The organism is Nocardioides terrigena, assembly GCF_003047265.1.
In the GTDB taxonomy this organism is placed as follows: domain Bacteria; phylum Actinomycetota; class Actinomycetes; order Propionibacteriales; family Nocardioidaceae; genus Nocardioides; species Nocardioides terrigena.
Genome location: NZ_PZYY01000007.1, coordinates 136,443 through 149,293, shown reverse-complemented (window position 1 = coordinate 149,293; position 12,851 = coordinate 136,443). Strand labels below are relative to the sequence as shown.

The window sequence follows — 12,851 nt, the reverse complement described above, 5'->3', positions numbered from 1 at the left end:
GTGGGGCGGTCTCCAGGTCAGCGCGAGGTCAGACCGTCATCAGGGCGCGCAGCGGCAGTCCGTCGACCGCGGCACGGCCCGGGAGGAAGCTCAGCTCCATCAGGACGGCCACGCCGACGCACGTGCCGCCGCACCGCTCGACGAGCTCGCGGGTGGCCGCCACGGTGCCGCCGGTGGCCAGCACGTCGTCGACCAGGAGCACCCGATCGCCGGGCGAGATGCCGTCGCGGTGCACCTCGAGCGTCGCCTCGCCGTACTCCAGCGAGTAGGAGACCGAGTGCGTCGCGCGCGGGAGCTTGCCGGCCTTGCGGACGGGCACGAAGCCCGCCCCGAGCTCGAGGGCGACCGGGGCGGCCAGGATGAACCCGCGAGCCTCCATGCCCAGGACCTTGTCCACGACCGTGGCGCCCGAGGCGTCCCGACCGGCCTGCGCCAGCGCACCCACGACCGACCCGAAGGCCACGTGGTCGGCCAGCAGCGGCGTGATGTCCTTGAAGACGACCCCCGCCTCCGGGTAGTCGGGGACGTCGATGATGAGGCGGTCGAGGTGGGCCCGGGCCAGGTCGCCGGTCGGATCGCTCACGTCCGGCCCGGTCTCAGCCCGAGGGGCCACCTCAGGCCTCCGGGTCGGAGTGCGTCCCGGGCGTGGTCCCGGGCTCCTCCTCCTCGACGGGTACGACGGAGCCGATGGCCGGGCGGACGACCTCGACCTCGACGCCCGGGGCGATCTCGACCTTCACGCGGTCGTCGACCACCGAAATGATCGTGCCGAAGATGCCGGACGACAGCATCACGCGCTGGCCGGGCTCCAGGGAGGACTGGAGGCGGGCGAGCTCCTTCTGGCGGCGGGAGGCGGGTCGCACCACCATCAGCCAGAAGAGCAGGGCAATGGCCACCAGGGGCAGGAAGGAGACGAGCTCCGTCACGGTCGAGTACCTCGCGAGTCAGGGAGTGAGACGACGGTCCCCACGAGCTGCAGACGCAGTCGGGAGGGACCAACGGTGGAGTGTACGTGGCCGGTGCGGGCCGGGTCACACGTCGTCGAACAGCGAGCCCTCGATGCCGGCACCGGCGGGCATCGAGAGGCCCAGGTGGTGCCACGCGGCACGGGTGGCGACCCGCCCACGGGGGGTGCGGGCGAGCAGCCCCGACCGCACGAGGAAGGGCTCGGCGACCTCCTCGACGGTCTCGCGCTCCTCCCCCACCGCGACGGCCAGGGTGGCGACCCCCACGGGCCCACCCCCGAAGCGGCGGCACAGCACGTCGAGGACCGCCCGGTCGAGGCGGTCGAGGCCGGACTCGTCGACCTCGTAGAGCTCGAGCGCCGAGCGGGAGACGGGCAGCGTCACGATGCCGTCGGCGCGCACCTGGGCGTAGTCGCGCACGCGGCGGAGCAGCCGGTTGGCGATGCGCGGGGTGCCGCGCGACCGGGAGGCGATCTCGGAGGACCCCTCGGCGGTCAGCTCGACCCCGAGCAGGCCGGCGGACCGGTGGACGATGAGGTCGAGCTCGTGCGGCTCGTAGAACTCGAGGTGGGCCGTGAATCCGAAGCGGTCGCGCAGCGGACCGGGAAGCAGGCCGGCCCGGGTGGTGGCTCCGACCAGGGTGAAGGGCGGGATCTCGAGCGGGATCGCCGTGGCCCCGGGACCCTTGCCGATGACGACGTCGACCCGGAAGTCCTCCATCGCCATGTAGAGCATCTCCTCGGCGGGGCGCGACATCCGGTGGATCTCGTCGACGAAGAGGACGTCGCCCTCGTTGAGCCCCGACAGGATCGCGGCCAGGTCCCCGGCGTGGGTGATCGCCGGACCACTCGTGAGGCGCAGCGGGGAGGACATCTCCCCCGCGATGATCATCGCCAGCGTCGTCTTGCCCAGGCCGGGCGGTCCGGACAGCAGCACGTGGTCGGGGGCCTTGCCCCGCCGGCGCGCGGCCTCGAGGACCAGTCCGAGCTGGTCGCGGACCCGGGTCTGTCCGACGACCTCGTCCAGGCTCCGGGGACGCAGGGCGGCCTCGACGGCCCGCTCGTCGCCGTCGGCCTCCGCGTCGGTCAGCCGGCGGAAGTGCGCGGCCTCGGCCGGGGTCAGCTCGGCCCCGGCGAGGTCGACGTCGCCGTCGTCCAGCCCCGTGTCGTCCCAGTCGATCGGCATCGGACCCGCCCCCTCAGGCCTTGCTCAGCGTGCGGAGCGCAGCGCGCAGCAGGGCGGGCACGTCGGGGCTCGGTCCGGCATCGCCGGAGACGGCCTCGATGGCCTTGTCGGCCTCCTTGGCCGACCAGCCCAGGCCCACCAGCCCCTGCTGGACCTGGTCGCGCCACGGCGCCGCCGCGGCCGCGGGCGACGTACGGCTGCCGGAGCCGACCGGGGAGCCGATGCGGTCGCGGAGCTCGAGGATGATGCGCTGGGCGCCCTTCTGCCCGATGCCGGGCACCCGGGTGAGGGTCTTGACGTCCTCGGCCGCGACCGCGACCCGCAGGTCGTCGGGCGAGAGCACCGCGAGCATCGCCTGCGCGAGCTTGGGACCCACGCCCGATGCGGTCTGGACGAGCTCGAAGGCCTGCTTCTCGTCCTCGTCGAGGAAGCCGAACACGGTGAGTGAGTCCTCGCGGACCACCATGCTGGTGGGCAGCATCGCCTCGCGGCCGACGCGCAGGGTCGCGAGCGTGCCGGGCGTGCACATGAGCTCGAGACCGACACCGCCGACCTCGAGGACGGCGCTGGTGAGCGTGACGGCGGCGACCTCGCCCCGGACGAATGCGATCACTGCTTCCTCCCGGCCGCGGCCAGCGCGGCGTCGATGCGTGCCTGGGCGCTGCCGCGCCAGATGTGGGTGATGGCCAGGGCGAGGGCGTCGGCGGCGTCGGCGGGCTTGGGCGGCGCGTCGAGGCGCAGGATGCGCGTCACCATGGCGGTCACCTGGGCCTTGTCGGCGCGTCCGCTGCCGGACACGGCGGCCTTGACCTCGCTCGGCGTGTGCATGGCGACGGGGAGCCCGCGCCGGGCGGCGACCACGAGGGCGATGCCGCTGGCCTGGGCCGTGCCCATGATGGTGCTGGAGTCGGAGCGCGCGAAGATCCGCTCCACCGCCACGGCGTCCGGCTGGAACTCGTCGAGCCAGGCGTCGAGGCCCTTCTCGATGGTCACCAGCCGCTCGGCGACCGGGATGCCGGCGCTGGTGCGCAGCACGTTGACGTCGACGAGGCTCAGCGGGCGTCCGAGCGAGCCCTCGACCACGCCGACGCCGCAGCGGGTGAGGCCGGGGTCTATGCCGAGCACGCGCATGGCACCCACCTCCTCACCGTCGTCCTGCCAGCCGTCCGAACATCTGTTCGCACGAGCACGCTAACAAGCGGCGCGGCGGAGTCGGCGTACGACACGCGCGGCGGACGGGTCCGTCAGGCGTCCTCGAGCTGGGCGAGCACCTCGTCGGGGACGTCGACGTTGGTGAAGACGTTCTGGACGTCGTCGAGGTCCTCGAGCGCGTCGACGAGGCGGAACACCTTGCCCGCCGAGTCGCTGTCGGCGACCGGGATCTCCATGCTCGCCACGAACTCGACGTCCGCGGAGTCGTAGTCGATGCCGGCCGCCTGGAGGGCCGTGCGGACCTCGACGACGTCGGTGGCCTCGGACTGCACCTGGAACACCTCGTCGAGGTCGTTGACCTCCTCGGCGCCGGCGTCGAGCGTCGCCTCGAGGACGTCGTCCTCGGAGACCTCGCGGGTCTCCTGCGTCTTGGGCACCACGACGACGCCCTTGCGGGTGAAGAGCCTCGACACCGAGCCCGGATCGGCGAGCGTGCCGCCGTTGCGGGTCACCGCGGTGCGGACCTCCATGGCCGCACGGTTGCGGTTGTCGGTGAGGCACTCGACGAGCAGCGCGACGCCCTGCGGGCCGTAGACCTCGTACATGATCGTCTGGTAGTCGGCAGCGCCGGCCTCGGCCCCCGAGCCGCGCTTGACGGCGCGGTCGATGTTGTCGTTGGGGACCGAGCTCTTCTTCGCCTTCTGGATCGCGTCGAAGAGCGTCGGGTTGCCGGAGGGGTCACCGCCGCCCTGCTTGGCCGCCACCTCGATGTTCTTGATGAGCTTGGCGAACAGCTTGCCGCGCTTGGCGTCGATCGCGGCCTTCTTGTGCTTCGTGGTCGCCCACTTGGAGTGGCCAGACATGGGTCCCTCTTCTTCTCCGGTGCAGTACGGCGTGGTCCGCTCGGTCAGCCCTTGCGCACGAGGTCCACGAACATCTGGTGGATCCGGGTGTCCCCGCCGACCTCCGGATGGAAGGAGGTCGCCATCAGGTGACCCTGGCGAACGCCGACGATCCTACCGGCGGCCGGTCCTGCCGCGACGCGCGCCAGTGTCTCGACGCGCGGACCGACCTCCTCGACCCACGGGGCGCGGATGAAGACGGCGTGCACGGGGTCGTCGAGTCCCTCGACGTGGAGGTCCTCCTCGAAGGAGTCGACCTGTCGCCCGAAGGCGTTGCGCCGCACCGTGATGTCGAGGCCACCCACCGTCTCCTGGCCGGGCGCGCCGTCCTCGACCCGGTCGGCCAGCAGGATCATCCCGGCACACGTGCCGAAGGCCGGCAGCCCGTCGGCGACCCGCTCCCGCAGCGGCTCGAGCAGGTCGAAGATCCGGGCCAGCTTGACCATCGTGGTCGACTCACCGCCCGGCAGGACCAGGCCGTCGACGGCGGCGAGCTCGGCGGGCCGGCGTACGGCGATCGCGTCCGCGCCGCAGGAGGCGAGGGCCCGCAGGTGCTCGCGCACGTCGCCCTGCAGCGCGAGGACGCCGATGGTCTGGTTCACGAGCGAGGATCCTACGGACCGCACCGGCCGTATCCTCGGGCCCCATGAGGTCCTTCCGCACCGCGGCGCTCGCCACCCCGTTGCTGTCCGCGCTGCTCGTCCTCGGCGCGACGCCGGCCGGCACCGCGCCCGCGCCCGCGCCGCCCCCGCGGACGACGATCGACGGCTGGCCCACCGCCAGTCCCGCGGCCCTCGGGCTGCGGCCCGCCCGTCTCGACGCCCTGGCCACCGAGGCGAGGCAGGCGGACTCGACCTGCTACGCCGTCGTCCGCAAGGGTCGCCTCGCCCGCGACTGGAACTGGGGCACGAGACGGACCACGCCGCGCGAGGTCTTCTCCATCACCAAGTCCGTCACCAGCGCCCTCGTCGGCATCGCCGTCCGCGACGGATCGCTGCGCCTCGACGACCGCGTGGCGCGCTACGTCCCGCAGTGGCGCGGGACCCCGTCGGCCGCCGTCACGGTGCGCCACCTGCTCTCCAACGACAGCGGGCGCTTCTGGTCCTTCGACTCCGACTACGGCACCCTGGTGCAGGCCCGCAACCGCACGGCGTACGCCGTCGGGCTGACCCAGCAGCACGCCCCGGGCAGTGCGTGGGCCTACAACAACGCGGCGATCCAGGTGCTCGACGCGGTGCTCCGACGGGCCACCGGCATGCCCGTCGACCGGTTCGCCGCCCGACGGCTGTTCGCGCCGCTGGGCATGACCCACACCCGGATGGTGCGCGACGCGAGCGGACGCTCGACCACGGTCTTCTTCGGCCTCCAGACCACCTGCCTGGACCTGGCCAGGTTCGGCACGCTCTACCTCGGGCGGGGCGCCGTGGACGGCAAGCGGATCGTCACCCGCGACTGGGTGCGGAAGTCGGTCGGCTCGTCCTCGACCGTGCACAACGCGGCGTACGGCTTCCTGTGGTGGCTCAACCGTCCCGGCCCGCTCCGCGGCGCCACCGATGCGGTGGACGCGGACGGCCAACCGCTCACCCCGGTCAGTGGCCAGCTCGCCCCGGGGGCGCCGTCGTCGACGTACGCCGCGATCGGTCTCGGCGGCCAGGTGCTGCTGGTCGACCCGCGCTCGCGGACCGTCGTGGTGCGGCTGGGCCGGCCGGACCTCTCGGGTGGTGCGGGCTACGGCTTCGCGGACGCTGCCCGTGTGGTCACCGAGGCGGTGCGCTGAGCCGTCACGTCCCGCAGCGGACCTCCCGAGCACCGTTGAACACCGTGATCGTGAAGGTGCTGGACCGGTGGGCCACACCATTGTCGCGTGCCGTCACGCGGATGGCGTACGTGCCGTCAGGCAGGAACAGCTGGGCGCCACCGCCGTTGGCGCTCCCGCTGATCTCGACATTGGGCGCACTGTCGTCCCTGGTCACGGAGTCGACGACCTGACCGCTGCGCAGTGCCTCCACCAGGAAGTCGTCGTCCGCAGGCACGTCGGCCCACCTGAGCCTCACGTCCTTGCCCGAGCTGGTCTGGCAGCTGGTGCCTGTCAGCTGCGGGAGGACCGGCACGGCCACGGACACCGTGCTCGTGGCGTCGACGCTGTCGGTCCAGAAGGCCGAGGTGCCCTCCGGAGCCCGGGCCACACCGGCGCCGACACCGATCACGACCGTGAGGGCGGCGAGCACCGCGACACGCTCGGCGCGGGCGAGACGCACCCCGGCACGCGGCCACACCAGGGACAGCAGGACGAGCGCCCCCAGCAGGACGAGCGCACCCCGTCCTCTTGGCCCCGTCACTGCCGACAGGGCCGTCCCGGCGTACGGCACGGACACCAGGACCTTGTCCGCGTCCGCGACCGCGTAGGTGCCGGAGTCTGCTGACAGGTTGGCGTCCCCCTTGAGCGTGAGGCCCCGGGGATCGATCGCGACCACGCGGTGGGTGACCCGGGTCCCCACGGCGTCCGGCACCGAGACGACGTCGCCGACCGCGAGGTCGCCGACCGGCGTCGTGCGCGCCAGGGCCAGGGAGCCGGTCGGGATCTCGGGACTCATCGAGCCGGAGGTGAAGATCAGGGGGGTGACGCCGGCGACGGCGAACACCACCGCGGCCACCAGGGACAGCGCCCCGAGTGCCGCTGCCACCGTGAGCACCGCGCCAGCGGCCCCGGGCAAGCCGTGCGTGCGGGAGGACGGCGCGGGTGCGGGCGAGATGTCGATCATCATGGGTTCGGGTTCTTCTGGACGGCCTTGAAGGTCATCGTGATCGTGGACCTTCCCCCGGCGGGGGCGTCTGCAGCCAGGCTCGCCTGGACGCACAGGGTCTGGCTGGCGCCGACGCCGAGCTCACGAGGCGCGGCGACGAGGGGGCCGTTGAACGTCGCTGCGGTGGTGACGACCGTGCCCCCGCAGGTCTTGTTCGTCCCGGAGGTGGTCACGGTGGACGCCGTGGTGACCTTGGCGACCAGGGCCGCGGACGTGCCGGCGGGAGCGGCGTCGGCGGCCGTCGCGTGGACGGTGTAGGTGAGCACGGCGTTGCCGCCCGCGCTGGCGTTCCTCACGGTGAACACGGCGGCCGTGGTTGCCCCCGGTGCCATGTTGCCGACCGTCAGTCCGGCCTCGGCCAGCGAGTTCGCGCCGTTGACCGTGAGGTCGAGGGTGCCGGCCTGGACGGTGCCGGGCGCCAGGACGACCCGCGAGGACCAGTACGCCATCGTGTTGACCCCGAGCGGGGCCACGAGGATGCCGAGGGCGAGGACCGCGCGGACCCGGACCGAGCCCAGCACGTGCAGCAGGGGCTCGTCACGCAGTCGCACGGGTGGCCCCCTCGTGGTCGCGTCGGCGCCGTGCCGCGACCAGCGCGAGCCCCATCCCCATCAGGGTAGCCGCGACGAGCAGCGTCGCGAGCCGCTTCACGTGAGGCTCTCCGCGGGCTCCGCGACCCTCTCGGCCGTCCCGTCGCTGTCGGTGCCAGGACCGGCCGGGGCCGCAGGGTCGCGGTGGCGCGTGCGGCCCGAGAGTGCGACGAGGAACTGGTAACCCGCGTAGCCGAGCAGGAGGGCGGCGGCAGCGTAGACGGCCATCTGACGCTCCTGACCGCTGAGAAGGGTGTTGAGGTGGCCCAGGTGGCTGACCGAGTACCACCGCTCGCCGCGGATCTGGACCGGGCGCACGGTGGCCGCGTCGGGAGTGTTGTTGGCGTCTCCCTGGGTGGTGAAGCGCAGCTCGCCCGTGGCGTCGACACCGACGGCGGTCACCCGGTGGGTGACGACGGTCGGCTTGCCCGACTCGAGCTGGTAGGTGATCACGGTGCCGACCGAGATGTCACTCGGCCCGACCGGCCTGACCACCACGAGGGTGCCCGGAGGCATCTCAGGCTGCATGGACCCGGTGAGGATGGTGTACGGCGTGGCCCCGCCGAGCCGCGGGACCAGCACGGCTGCGGCGAGGACCACCACCATGACCAGGATGACCAGCCAGGCGAACACCTGGCCGGCCCATCCCAGTACAGACCTCATCGGAGGAGTCCCCGTCCGACTCAGCTCTGGTTCGGGTTGGCCTGGGTGAGGGTGACCGCGATGTCGTCGAGCGTCGCGACCGAGCCCTGCATGGTGTTGGTGTTGGTCTTGGTCGCGGCGTTCTCGTCCGTGCCGTACGGGAAGGTGACGGTGATGGCGGCGGTGACGACCTTGCCGTTGTCGGCGGCGGTGACGACGGCCGGGTTGGCCATGGTGGCCGTGCCGAGCTTGTACGCCGCAGTGACGGTGGCGGTGACGTTCGTGCCGGTGACGGCGTAGGTGGCGGGAGTGGCCAGGTTGGCCGTCAGGTTGTCACCGGAGCCCCGGACCGTGAACGTGCAGTTCTTGGTGATGACGTCGCCGGGGACGAACCGCGCGACGGTGTTGCCCGCTCCGGCCTTGCCCGCGGCGTACTTCCAGCTCGCGTCGCACGTGGGGGCGTCCAGGGACAGGCTGCCCGCCGTGACGTCGCCGCCCTTGATCGTCTCCGCGTCGGACCAGTAGGCCAGCGAGCCGGCCCCGCCGAGCAGCAGGACGGCGGCGGCGGAGGCGGCGAAAGCACCCTTGGTGGTGTTCTTCATGGGGAGTGATCCTTCTGCTTCGACGAGGTCTGTGCGAGGCCCGGGACCGGAACCTCTTGAGACGATCCTGAAGCCGCGCCCGGCGCGGAATTGCCAAAGTAAAGGTCCCGTTCACCGGCCGTGGATCACTTGTGAACGCACTGTTGGACAGCCTCGATCGGGCCGGCTGGACAGGGGTGGGTGAGTAGCCCGTCCGTGTCATGGTCGTGGCTCGTCGCGGCCGGGACCACGACAGCCCCGGCGCCGGTGGCGTCGGGGCTGTCCTGTGGGCGGGGTGGTGCGGGGCGTCGGGCGGTCGTCACCAACCGCGCTCGGAGAGCCGGTGCGGCTGCGGGATCTCGTCGACGTTGATGCCGACCATCGCCTCGCCGAGCCCGCGGCTCACCTTGGCGACCACGTCGGGGTCGTCGAAGAAGGTCGTGGCCTTGACGATCGCCTCGGCGCGCTGCGCCGGGTTGCCGGACTTGAAGATGCCCGACCCGACGAAGACGCCCTCGGCACCGAGCTGCATCATCATCGCGGCGTCGGCCGGGGTGGCGATGCCACCGGCGGTGAAGAGCACGACGGGCAGCTTGCCGGCCCGGGCGACCTCCTTGACCAGGTCGTACGGCGCCTGGAGCTCCTTGGCCGCGACGTACAGCTCGTCCTCGGACAGCCCGTGCAGTCGGCGCAGCTCGCCGCCGATGGTGCGCATGTGCATCACCGCGTTGGAGACGTCGCCGGTGCCGGCCTCGCCCTTGGAGCGGATCATCGCCGCGCCCTCGGTGATGCGGCGCAGCGCCTCGCCCAGGTTGGTGGCCCCGCACACGAAGGGGACGGTGAACTGCCACTTGTCGATGTGGTTGGTGTAGTCGGCCGGGGTCAGCACCTCGGACTCGTCGATGTAGTCGACGCCCAGCGACTGGAGGACCTGGGCCTCGGCGAAGTGGCCGATGCGGGCCTTGGCCATCACCGGGATGGAGACGGCCTCGATGATCGAGTCGATCATGTCGGGGTCGCTCATCCGGGACACGCCGCCCTGGGCGCGGATGTCGGCGGGGACCCGCTCGAGGGCCATCACGGCGACCGCGCCGGCGTCCTCGGCGATCTTCGCCTGCTCGGCGGTGACGACGTCCATGATGACGCCGCCCTTCAGCATCTCGGCCATCCCGCGCTTGACGCGCGAGGTGCCGGTGGTGGGGGTCTGCGGGGAGTCGGACATGGCCGCATCGTACGTCCGCGGCGGGCGTGTCCGTACGTCGGGACCGGGCCGTGGATGGGCCCGGGATCAGCCCCGCGAGGCGGCGCGGGCGAGTGCTTGGCGGCGGACGGTCCAGATGCGCTGGGCCACGGTCACCGTGGCCGCCACGGCCAGGATCCACAGGGCGGCCTCGAGCAGCCAGGGCAGGTCGAGGACGTCGGCGAAGAAGGCCGGGACGAGGAAGCCGACGAGCCGGTCCGGGCGCTCGGCGATGCCGACCTTGGCGTCGTAGCCGAGGTGGTCGGCCTTGGCCCGGGCGTACGACGTGACCGCGCCCATCACCAGCACCACCAGGCACAGCGCGACGTACAGGCGGTCCTCCACCACCCAGGCGAAGTAGAGCGCCGCGCCGGCGAAGAGCGCGCCGTCGGCGACCCGGTCCAGCGTGGAGTCGAGGAAGGCACCGAAGTCGTCGGTGCGACCGGCCTTGCGGGCCATCGCACCGTCGATCAGGTCGCTGAAGACGAAGGCGGTGATGAACAGGACGCCCTGCCAGACCATCCCCTGCGGGAAGAACCAGAGCGCCCCGAAGGCCAGGCCGGCGGTGCCGACCAGCGTCACCACGTCGGGGCTGATGCCGAGACGGATGAAGAGGTTGACGAAGGGCGCGAGCATGACGCCCTGCCAGAACTGCTTGAACCTGTCGAGCACGGCCGCAGGCTACTCCTGCCGGAGCCGCTCGCAGACCTCGGCCACCGCGCTCGGGACCCCGAGGACGTGCCACGACCGGCCGCCCGCCTCCACCACGCGGGACTCGCCGCCCACTCCGCGGACGATCGCGGCGCCCGGGAGCCGGTCCCAGTCGGGGACCGAGTGCTGGAAGAGCACGTCGCACCGGCCCTCGGCGATGGCCATCGCGTCCAGCGTGCCGGAGCCCATCATCCGCAGGGTCGCGACACCGGCGACGGCGCGGGCGAACGCGGCACCCACCTCGCCGTCGTAGAACGGCGGGTGGAGGTAGGTCGTGGCGCAGCACTCCGCGAGCGGACGGTCCTCGAGCGGCGCCAGCGGCACCGCGTCGCGGGTGGGCGGCAGCCCCGGCCCCCCGACGTACGTCGCGTCCTGCTGCGGGTGGTGCACGGCACCGAGGACGACGTCGTCGCCGTCGACCAGCGCCAGCGCCGAGCACCACCAGTCGAGCCCGCGGTGGAAGTTGTAGGTGCCGTCGACGGGGTCGATGACCCAGGTGCGGCCGCTCGTGCCGGTGTGGTCGGCACCCTCCTCCCCCACGATCGCGTCGTCGGGCCGCGCCTCGCGCAACCGCTCGACGACCAGGCGCTCTGCCGCCCGGTCGGCGGCCGTCACGATGTCGGAGACGTGGGTCTTGGTCTCGGCGTCGAGGCCGTCACGGCGCATCGCGGCGGCCAGCGTGCCGGCCTCCCGGACGAGCTCGGCGGCCAGCTGGGCGTCATCCACGTCCCGCACGCTACCGGGGCGGCGTACTGTGGCCGCACGGAGCCATCCAGGCTTCCAACCAGGGAGTCCCGATGGCCGACAAGTCGCCACGGCAGGGCATGTCCAAGAAGTCCGGCAAGTCCATCAAGGAGAAGCGGGCCGAGAAGCACGCCAAGGCCGCGGGGGCCACCACCGCCGTCGAGGGCCTCACTCCCCACAAGAAGAAGTGAGCCTCCTGCGCCTCGGCGTGGTCGGCACTTCCTCCAAGGAGAACGAGCACCGCCTCCCGCTGCACCCCGAGCACCTGTCCCGCCTCGACCCCGCCCTCGCCCGGCAGATCACCCTCGAGCACGGGTACGGCGCGCGCTTCGGCCGCTCCGACGAGGAGCTCGGCGAGCACGTGGCCGGTTTCGCGACCCGCGAGGAGATCATCACCGGCTCCGACGTCGTGGTGCTGCCCAAGCCCCAGCACGAGGACGTGGCCGCCATGCACGCCGGCCAGGTCCTCTGGGGCTGGCCGCACTGCGTCCAGGACCCGGAGCTGACCCAGCTGGCGATCGACCGGGAGCTGACGCTGATCGCCTTCGAGGCGATGAACCACTGGACGGTGGACGGCCACGTCGGCCTGCACGTCTTCCACAAGAACAACGAGCTGGCCGGCTACTGCTCGGTGCTGCAGGCGATGGAGCTCGTCGGCATCACCGGTGACTACGGCCGCCGGCTCAGCGCCGTGGTGATCGGCTTCGGCGCCACCGCCCGCGGCGCCGTGACCGCGCTGAAGGCCCACGGCGTGGGCGACGTCGCCGTGCTGACCACCCGTGGTGTGGCGGCGGTCGGCTCGCCGATCCACTCGGTGCGGATCCGGCAGTTCGACCACGACCCGCGCGAGGCCGGCGTGAGCCACGTGATCACCGATCGCGGTAGAGAGCCCCTGGCGGCGTACCTCGCCGAGAACGACATCGTCGTCAACTGCACGTTCCAGGACACGTCGGCGCCGCTGACCTACCTGCAGACCGAGGACCTCGGTGCCTTCCGGCAGGGCAGCCTGATCGTGGACGTGTCCTGCGACGAGGGCATGGGCTTCTCGTGGGCCACCCCCACGACCTTCGACGAGCCGATGTTCACCGTGGCCGACCGCGTGCACTACTACGCCGTCGACCACAGCCCGTCGTACCTCTGGAACTCGGCGACCTGGGAGAACAGCGAGGCCCTGCTGCCCTTCGTGGAGACGGTCCTCTCGGGCCCCGACGCCTGGGACGGCAACGAGACCATCAGCCGGGCCATCGAGATCCGCGCCGGGCGGATCCAGAACCCCGCCATCCTGGCCTTCCAGGGGCGTGCACCGGAGCATCCCCACCCCGTCGGGTAGACGCG

General features: G+C 72.3%; 17 protein-coding genes. 3 read left to right on the top strand and 14 right to left on the bottom strand.

What is annotated here, in order from left to right; translation table 11 throughout:
- Positions 1 to 28: 28 nt before the first annotated feature.
- From DAE25_RS16370 to pdxT, 7 genes are all read right to left on the bottom strand, one after another.
- Positions 29 to 562, bottom strand: a complete 534-nt coding sequence (locus DAE25_RS16370) for an adenine phosphoribosyltransferase (RefSeq protein ID WP_107767427.1) — start codon at positions 560 to 562, stop codon at positions 29 to 31.
- A 52-nt stretch (positions 563 to 614) separates the two neighbouring features.
- Entirely contained in the window at positions 615 to 926 is a 312-nt protein-coding gene (gene yajC / locus DAE25_RS16365; protein ID WP_107767214.1) for a preprotein translocase subunit YajC, read from the bottom strand.
- Positions 927 to 1,031: 105 nt separating this feature from the next.
- Positions 1,032 to 2,150: a Holliday junction branch migration DNA helicase RuvB gene (gene ruvB / locus DAE25_RS16360; protein WP_107767213.1), complete on the bottom strand. Its 1,119-nt coding sequence runs from the start codon at positions 2,148 to 2,150 to the stop codon at positions 1,032 to 1,034.
- Between the two features lie 13 nt (positions 2,151 to 2,163).
- A complete protein-coding gene (gene ruvA / locus DAE25_RS16355) occupies positions 2,164 to 2,763 on the bottom strand; it encodes a Holliday junction branch migration protein RuvA (protein ID WP_107767212.1) in 600 nt (199 codons plus the stop codon).
- Positions 2,760 to 3,281, bottom strand: coding sequence for a crossover junction endodeoxyribonuclease RuvC (ruvC, locus tag DAE25_RS16350; RefSeq protein WP_107767211.1), 522 nt, complete (start codon positions 3,279 to 3,281; stop codon positions 2,760 to 2,762). The genes ruvA and ruvC overlap by 4 nt, the downstream gene beginning before the upstream one ends.
- Before the next feature lie 113 nt (positions 3,282 to 3,394).
- Positions 3,395 to 4,165 (bottom strand): YebC/PmpR family DNA-binding transcriptional regulator, encoded by a 771-nt coding sequence (locus tag DAE25_RS16345; protein WP_056889593.1) that lies wholly within the window; start codon positions 4,163 to 4,165, stop codon positions 3,395 to 3,397.
- Positions 4,166 to 4,209: 44 nt separating this feature from the next.
- Positions 4,210 to 4,806 carry a pyridoxal 5'-phosphate synthase glutaminase subunit PdxT gene (gene pdxT, locus DAE25_RS16340; protein ID WP_107767210.1) on the bottom strand — a complete coding sequence of 199 codons (597 nt, stop codon included), beginning with the start codon at positions 4,804 to 4,806 and terminating at the stop codon, positions 4,210 to 4,212.
- 44 nt (positions 4,807 to 4,850) lie between these two features.
- Here pdxT and DAE25_RS16335 point away from each other — a divergent pair, with 44 nt between their 5' ends.
- Complete coding sequence (locus DAE25_RS16335; protein WP_107767209.1) at positions 4,851 to 5,981, top strand: serine hydrolase domain-containing protein; 1,131 nt, start codon at positions 4,851 to 4,853, stop codon at positions 5,979 to 5,981.
- Between the two features lie 4 nt (positions 5,982 to 5,985).
- Here DAE25_RS16335 and DAE25_RS16330 read toward each other — a convergent pair whose 3' ends face one another.
- The 7 genes from DAE25_RS16330 to DAE25_RS16300 form a co-directional block, all read right to left on the bottom strand.
- Complete coding sequence (locus tag DAE25_RS16330) at positions 5,986 to 6,969, bottom strand: signal peptidase I (RefSeq protein WP_107767208.1); 984 nt, start codon at positions 6,967 to 6,969, stop codon at positions 5,986 to 5,988.
- The gene (locus DAE25_RS16325) at positions 6,966 to 7,559 is read right to left on the bottom strand and encodes a M73 family metallopeptidase (RefSeq protein ID WP_107767207.1); all 594 of its coding nucleotides are present in this window, start codon (positions 7,557 to 7,559) and stop codon (positions 6,966 to 6,968) included. The genes DAE25_RS16330 and DAE25_RS16325 overlap by 4 nt, the downstream gene beginning before the upstream one ends.
- A 96-nt stretch (positions 7,560 to 7,655) precedes the next feature.
- Positions 7,656 to 8,261 (bottom strand): signal peptidase I, encoded by a 606-nt coding sequence (locus DAE25_RS16320; RefSeq protein WP_107767206.1) that lies wholly within the window; start codon positions 8,259 to 8,261, stop codon positions 7,656 to 7,658.
- A gap of 20 nt (positions 8,262 to 8,281) precedes the next feature.
- Complete coding sequence (locus tag DAE25_RS16315) at positions 8,282 to 8,842, bottom strand: alternate-type signal peptide domain-containing protein (RefSeq protein WP_107767205.1); 561 nt, start codon at positions 8,840 to 8,842, stop codon at positions 8,282 to 8,284.
- A 298-nt stretch (positions 8,843 to 9,140) separates the two neighbouring features.
- The gene (gene pdxS, locus DAE25_RS16310) at positions 9,141 to 10,043 is read right to left on the bottom strand and encodes a pyridoxal 5'-phosphate synthase lyase subunit PdxS (RefSeq protein WP_107767204.1); all 903 of its coding nucleotides are present in this window, start codon (positions 10,041 to 10,043) and stop codon (positions 9,141 to 9,143) included.
- 66 nt (positions 10,044 to 10,109) lie between these two features.
- Positions 10,110 to 10,733 carry a phosphatidylinositol phosphate synthase gene (pgsA, locus tag DAE25_RS16305; RefSeq protein ID WP_107767203.1) on the bottom strand — a complete coding sequence of 208 codons (624 nt, stop codon included), beginning with the start codon at positions 10,731 to 10,733 and terminating at the stop codon, positions 10,110 to 10,112.
- Positions 10,734 to 10,742: 9 nt separating this feature from the next.
- A complete protein-coding gene (locus DAE25_RS16300; protein WP_234411098.1) occupies positions 10,743 to 11,498 on the bottom strand; it encodes an inositol monophosphatase family protein in 756 nt (251 codons plus the stop codon).
- 71 nt (positions 11,499 to 11,569) lie between these two features.
- On the opposite strand from DAE25_RS16300, the gene DAE25_RS23600 reads away from it, so the two are divergent.
- Both DAE25_RS23600 and DAE25_RS16295 read left to right on the top strand, forming a co-directional pair.
- Positions 11,570 to 11,707 (top strand): hypothetical protein, encoded by a 138-nt coding sequence (locus DAE25_RS23600; RefSeq protein ID WP_199907639.1) that lies wholly within the window; start codon positions 11,570 to 11,572, stop codon positions 11,705 to 11,707.
- Positions 11,704 to 12,846, top strand: coding sequence for a N(5)-(carboxyethyl)ornithine synthase (locus DAE25_RS16295; protein WP_107767201.1), 1,143 nt, complete (start codon positions 11,704 to 11,706; stop codon positions 12,844 to 12,846). Before DAE25_RS23600 ends, DAE25_RS16295 begins: the two co-directional genes overlap by 4 nt.
- The last annotated feature ends 5 nt before the right edge of the window (positions 12,847 to 12,851 follow it).

Coding starts and splice junctions, on each gene's coding strand:
- ruvB (WP_107767213.1), bottom strand. CDS start 2,150: ATGCCGATCGACTGGGACGACACGGGGCTGGACGACGGCGACGTCGAC.
- DAE25_RS16320 (WP_107767206.1), bottom strand. CDS start 8,261: ATGAGGTCTGTACTGGGATGGGCCGGCCAGGTGTTCGCCTGGCTGGTC.
- ruvC (WP_107767211.1), bottom strand. CDS start 3,281: ATGCGCGTGCTCGGCATAGACCCCGGCCTCACCCGCTGCGGCGTCGGC.
- pdxS (WP_107767204.1), bottom strand. CDS start 10,043: ATGTCCGACTCCCCGCAGACCCCCACCACCGGCACCTCGCGCGTCAAG.
- DAE25_RS16315 (WP_107767205.1), bottom strand. CDS start 8,842: ATGAAGAACACCACCAAGGGTGCTTTCGCCGCCTCCGCCGCCGCCGTC.
- DAE25_RS16345 (WP_056889593.1), bottom strand. CDS start 4,165: ATGTCTGGCCACTCCAAGTGGGCGACCACGAAGCACAAGAAGGCCGCG.
- DAE25_RS16330 (WP_107767208.1), bottom strand. CDS start 6,969: ATGATGATCGACATCTCGCCCGCACCCGCGCCGTCCTCCCGCACGCAC.
- DAE25_RS16335 (WP_107767209.1), top strand. CDS start 4,851: ATGAGGTCCTTCCGCACCGCGGCGCTCGCCACCCCGTTGCTGTCCGCG.
- DAE25_RS23600 (WP_199907639.1), top strand. CDS start 11,570: ATGGCCGACAAGTCGCCACGGCAGGGCATGTCCAAGAAGTCCGGCAAG.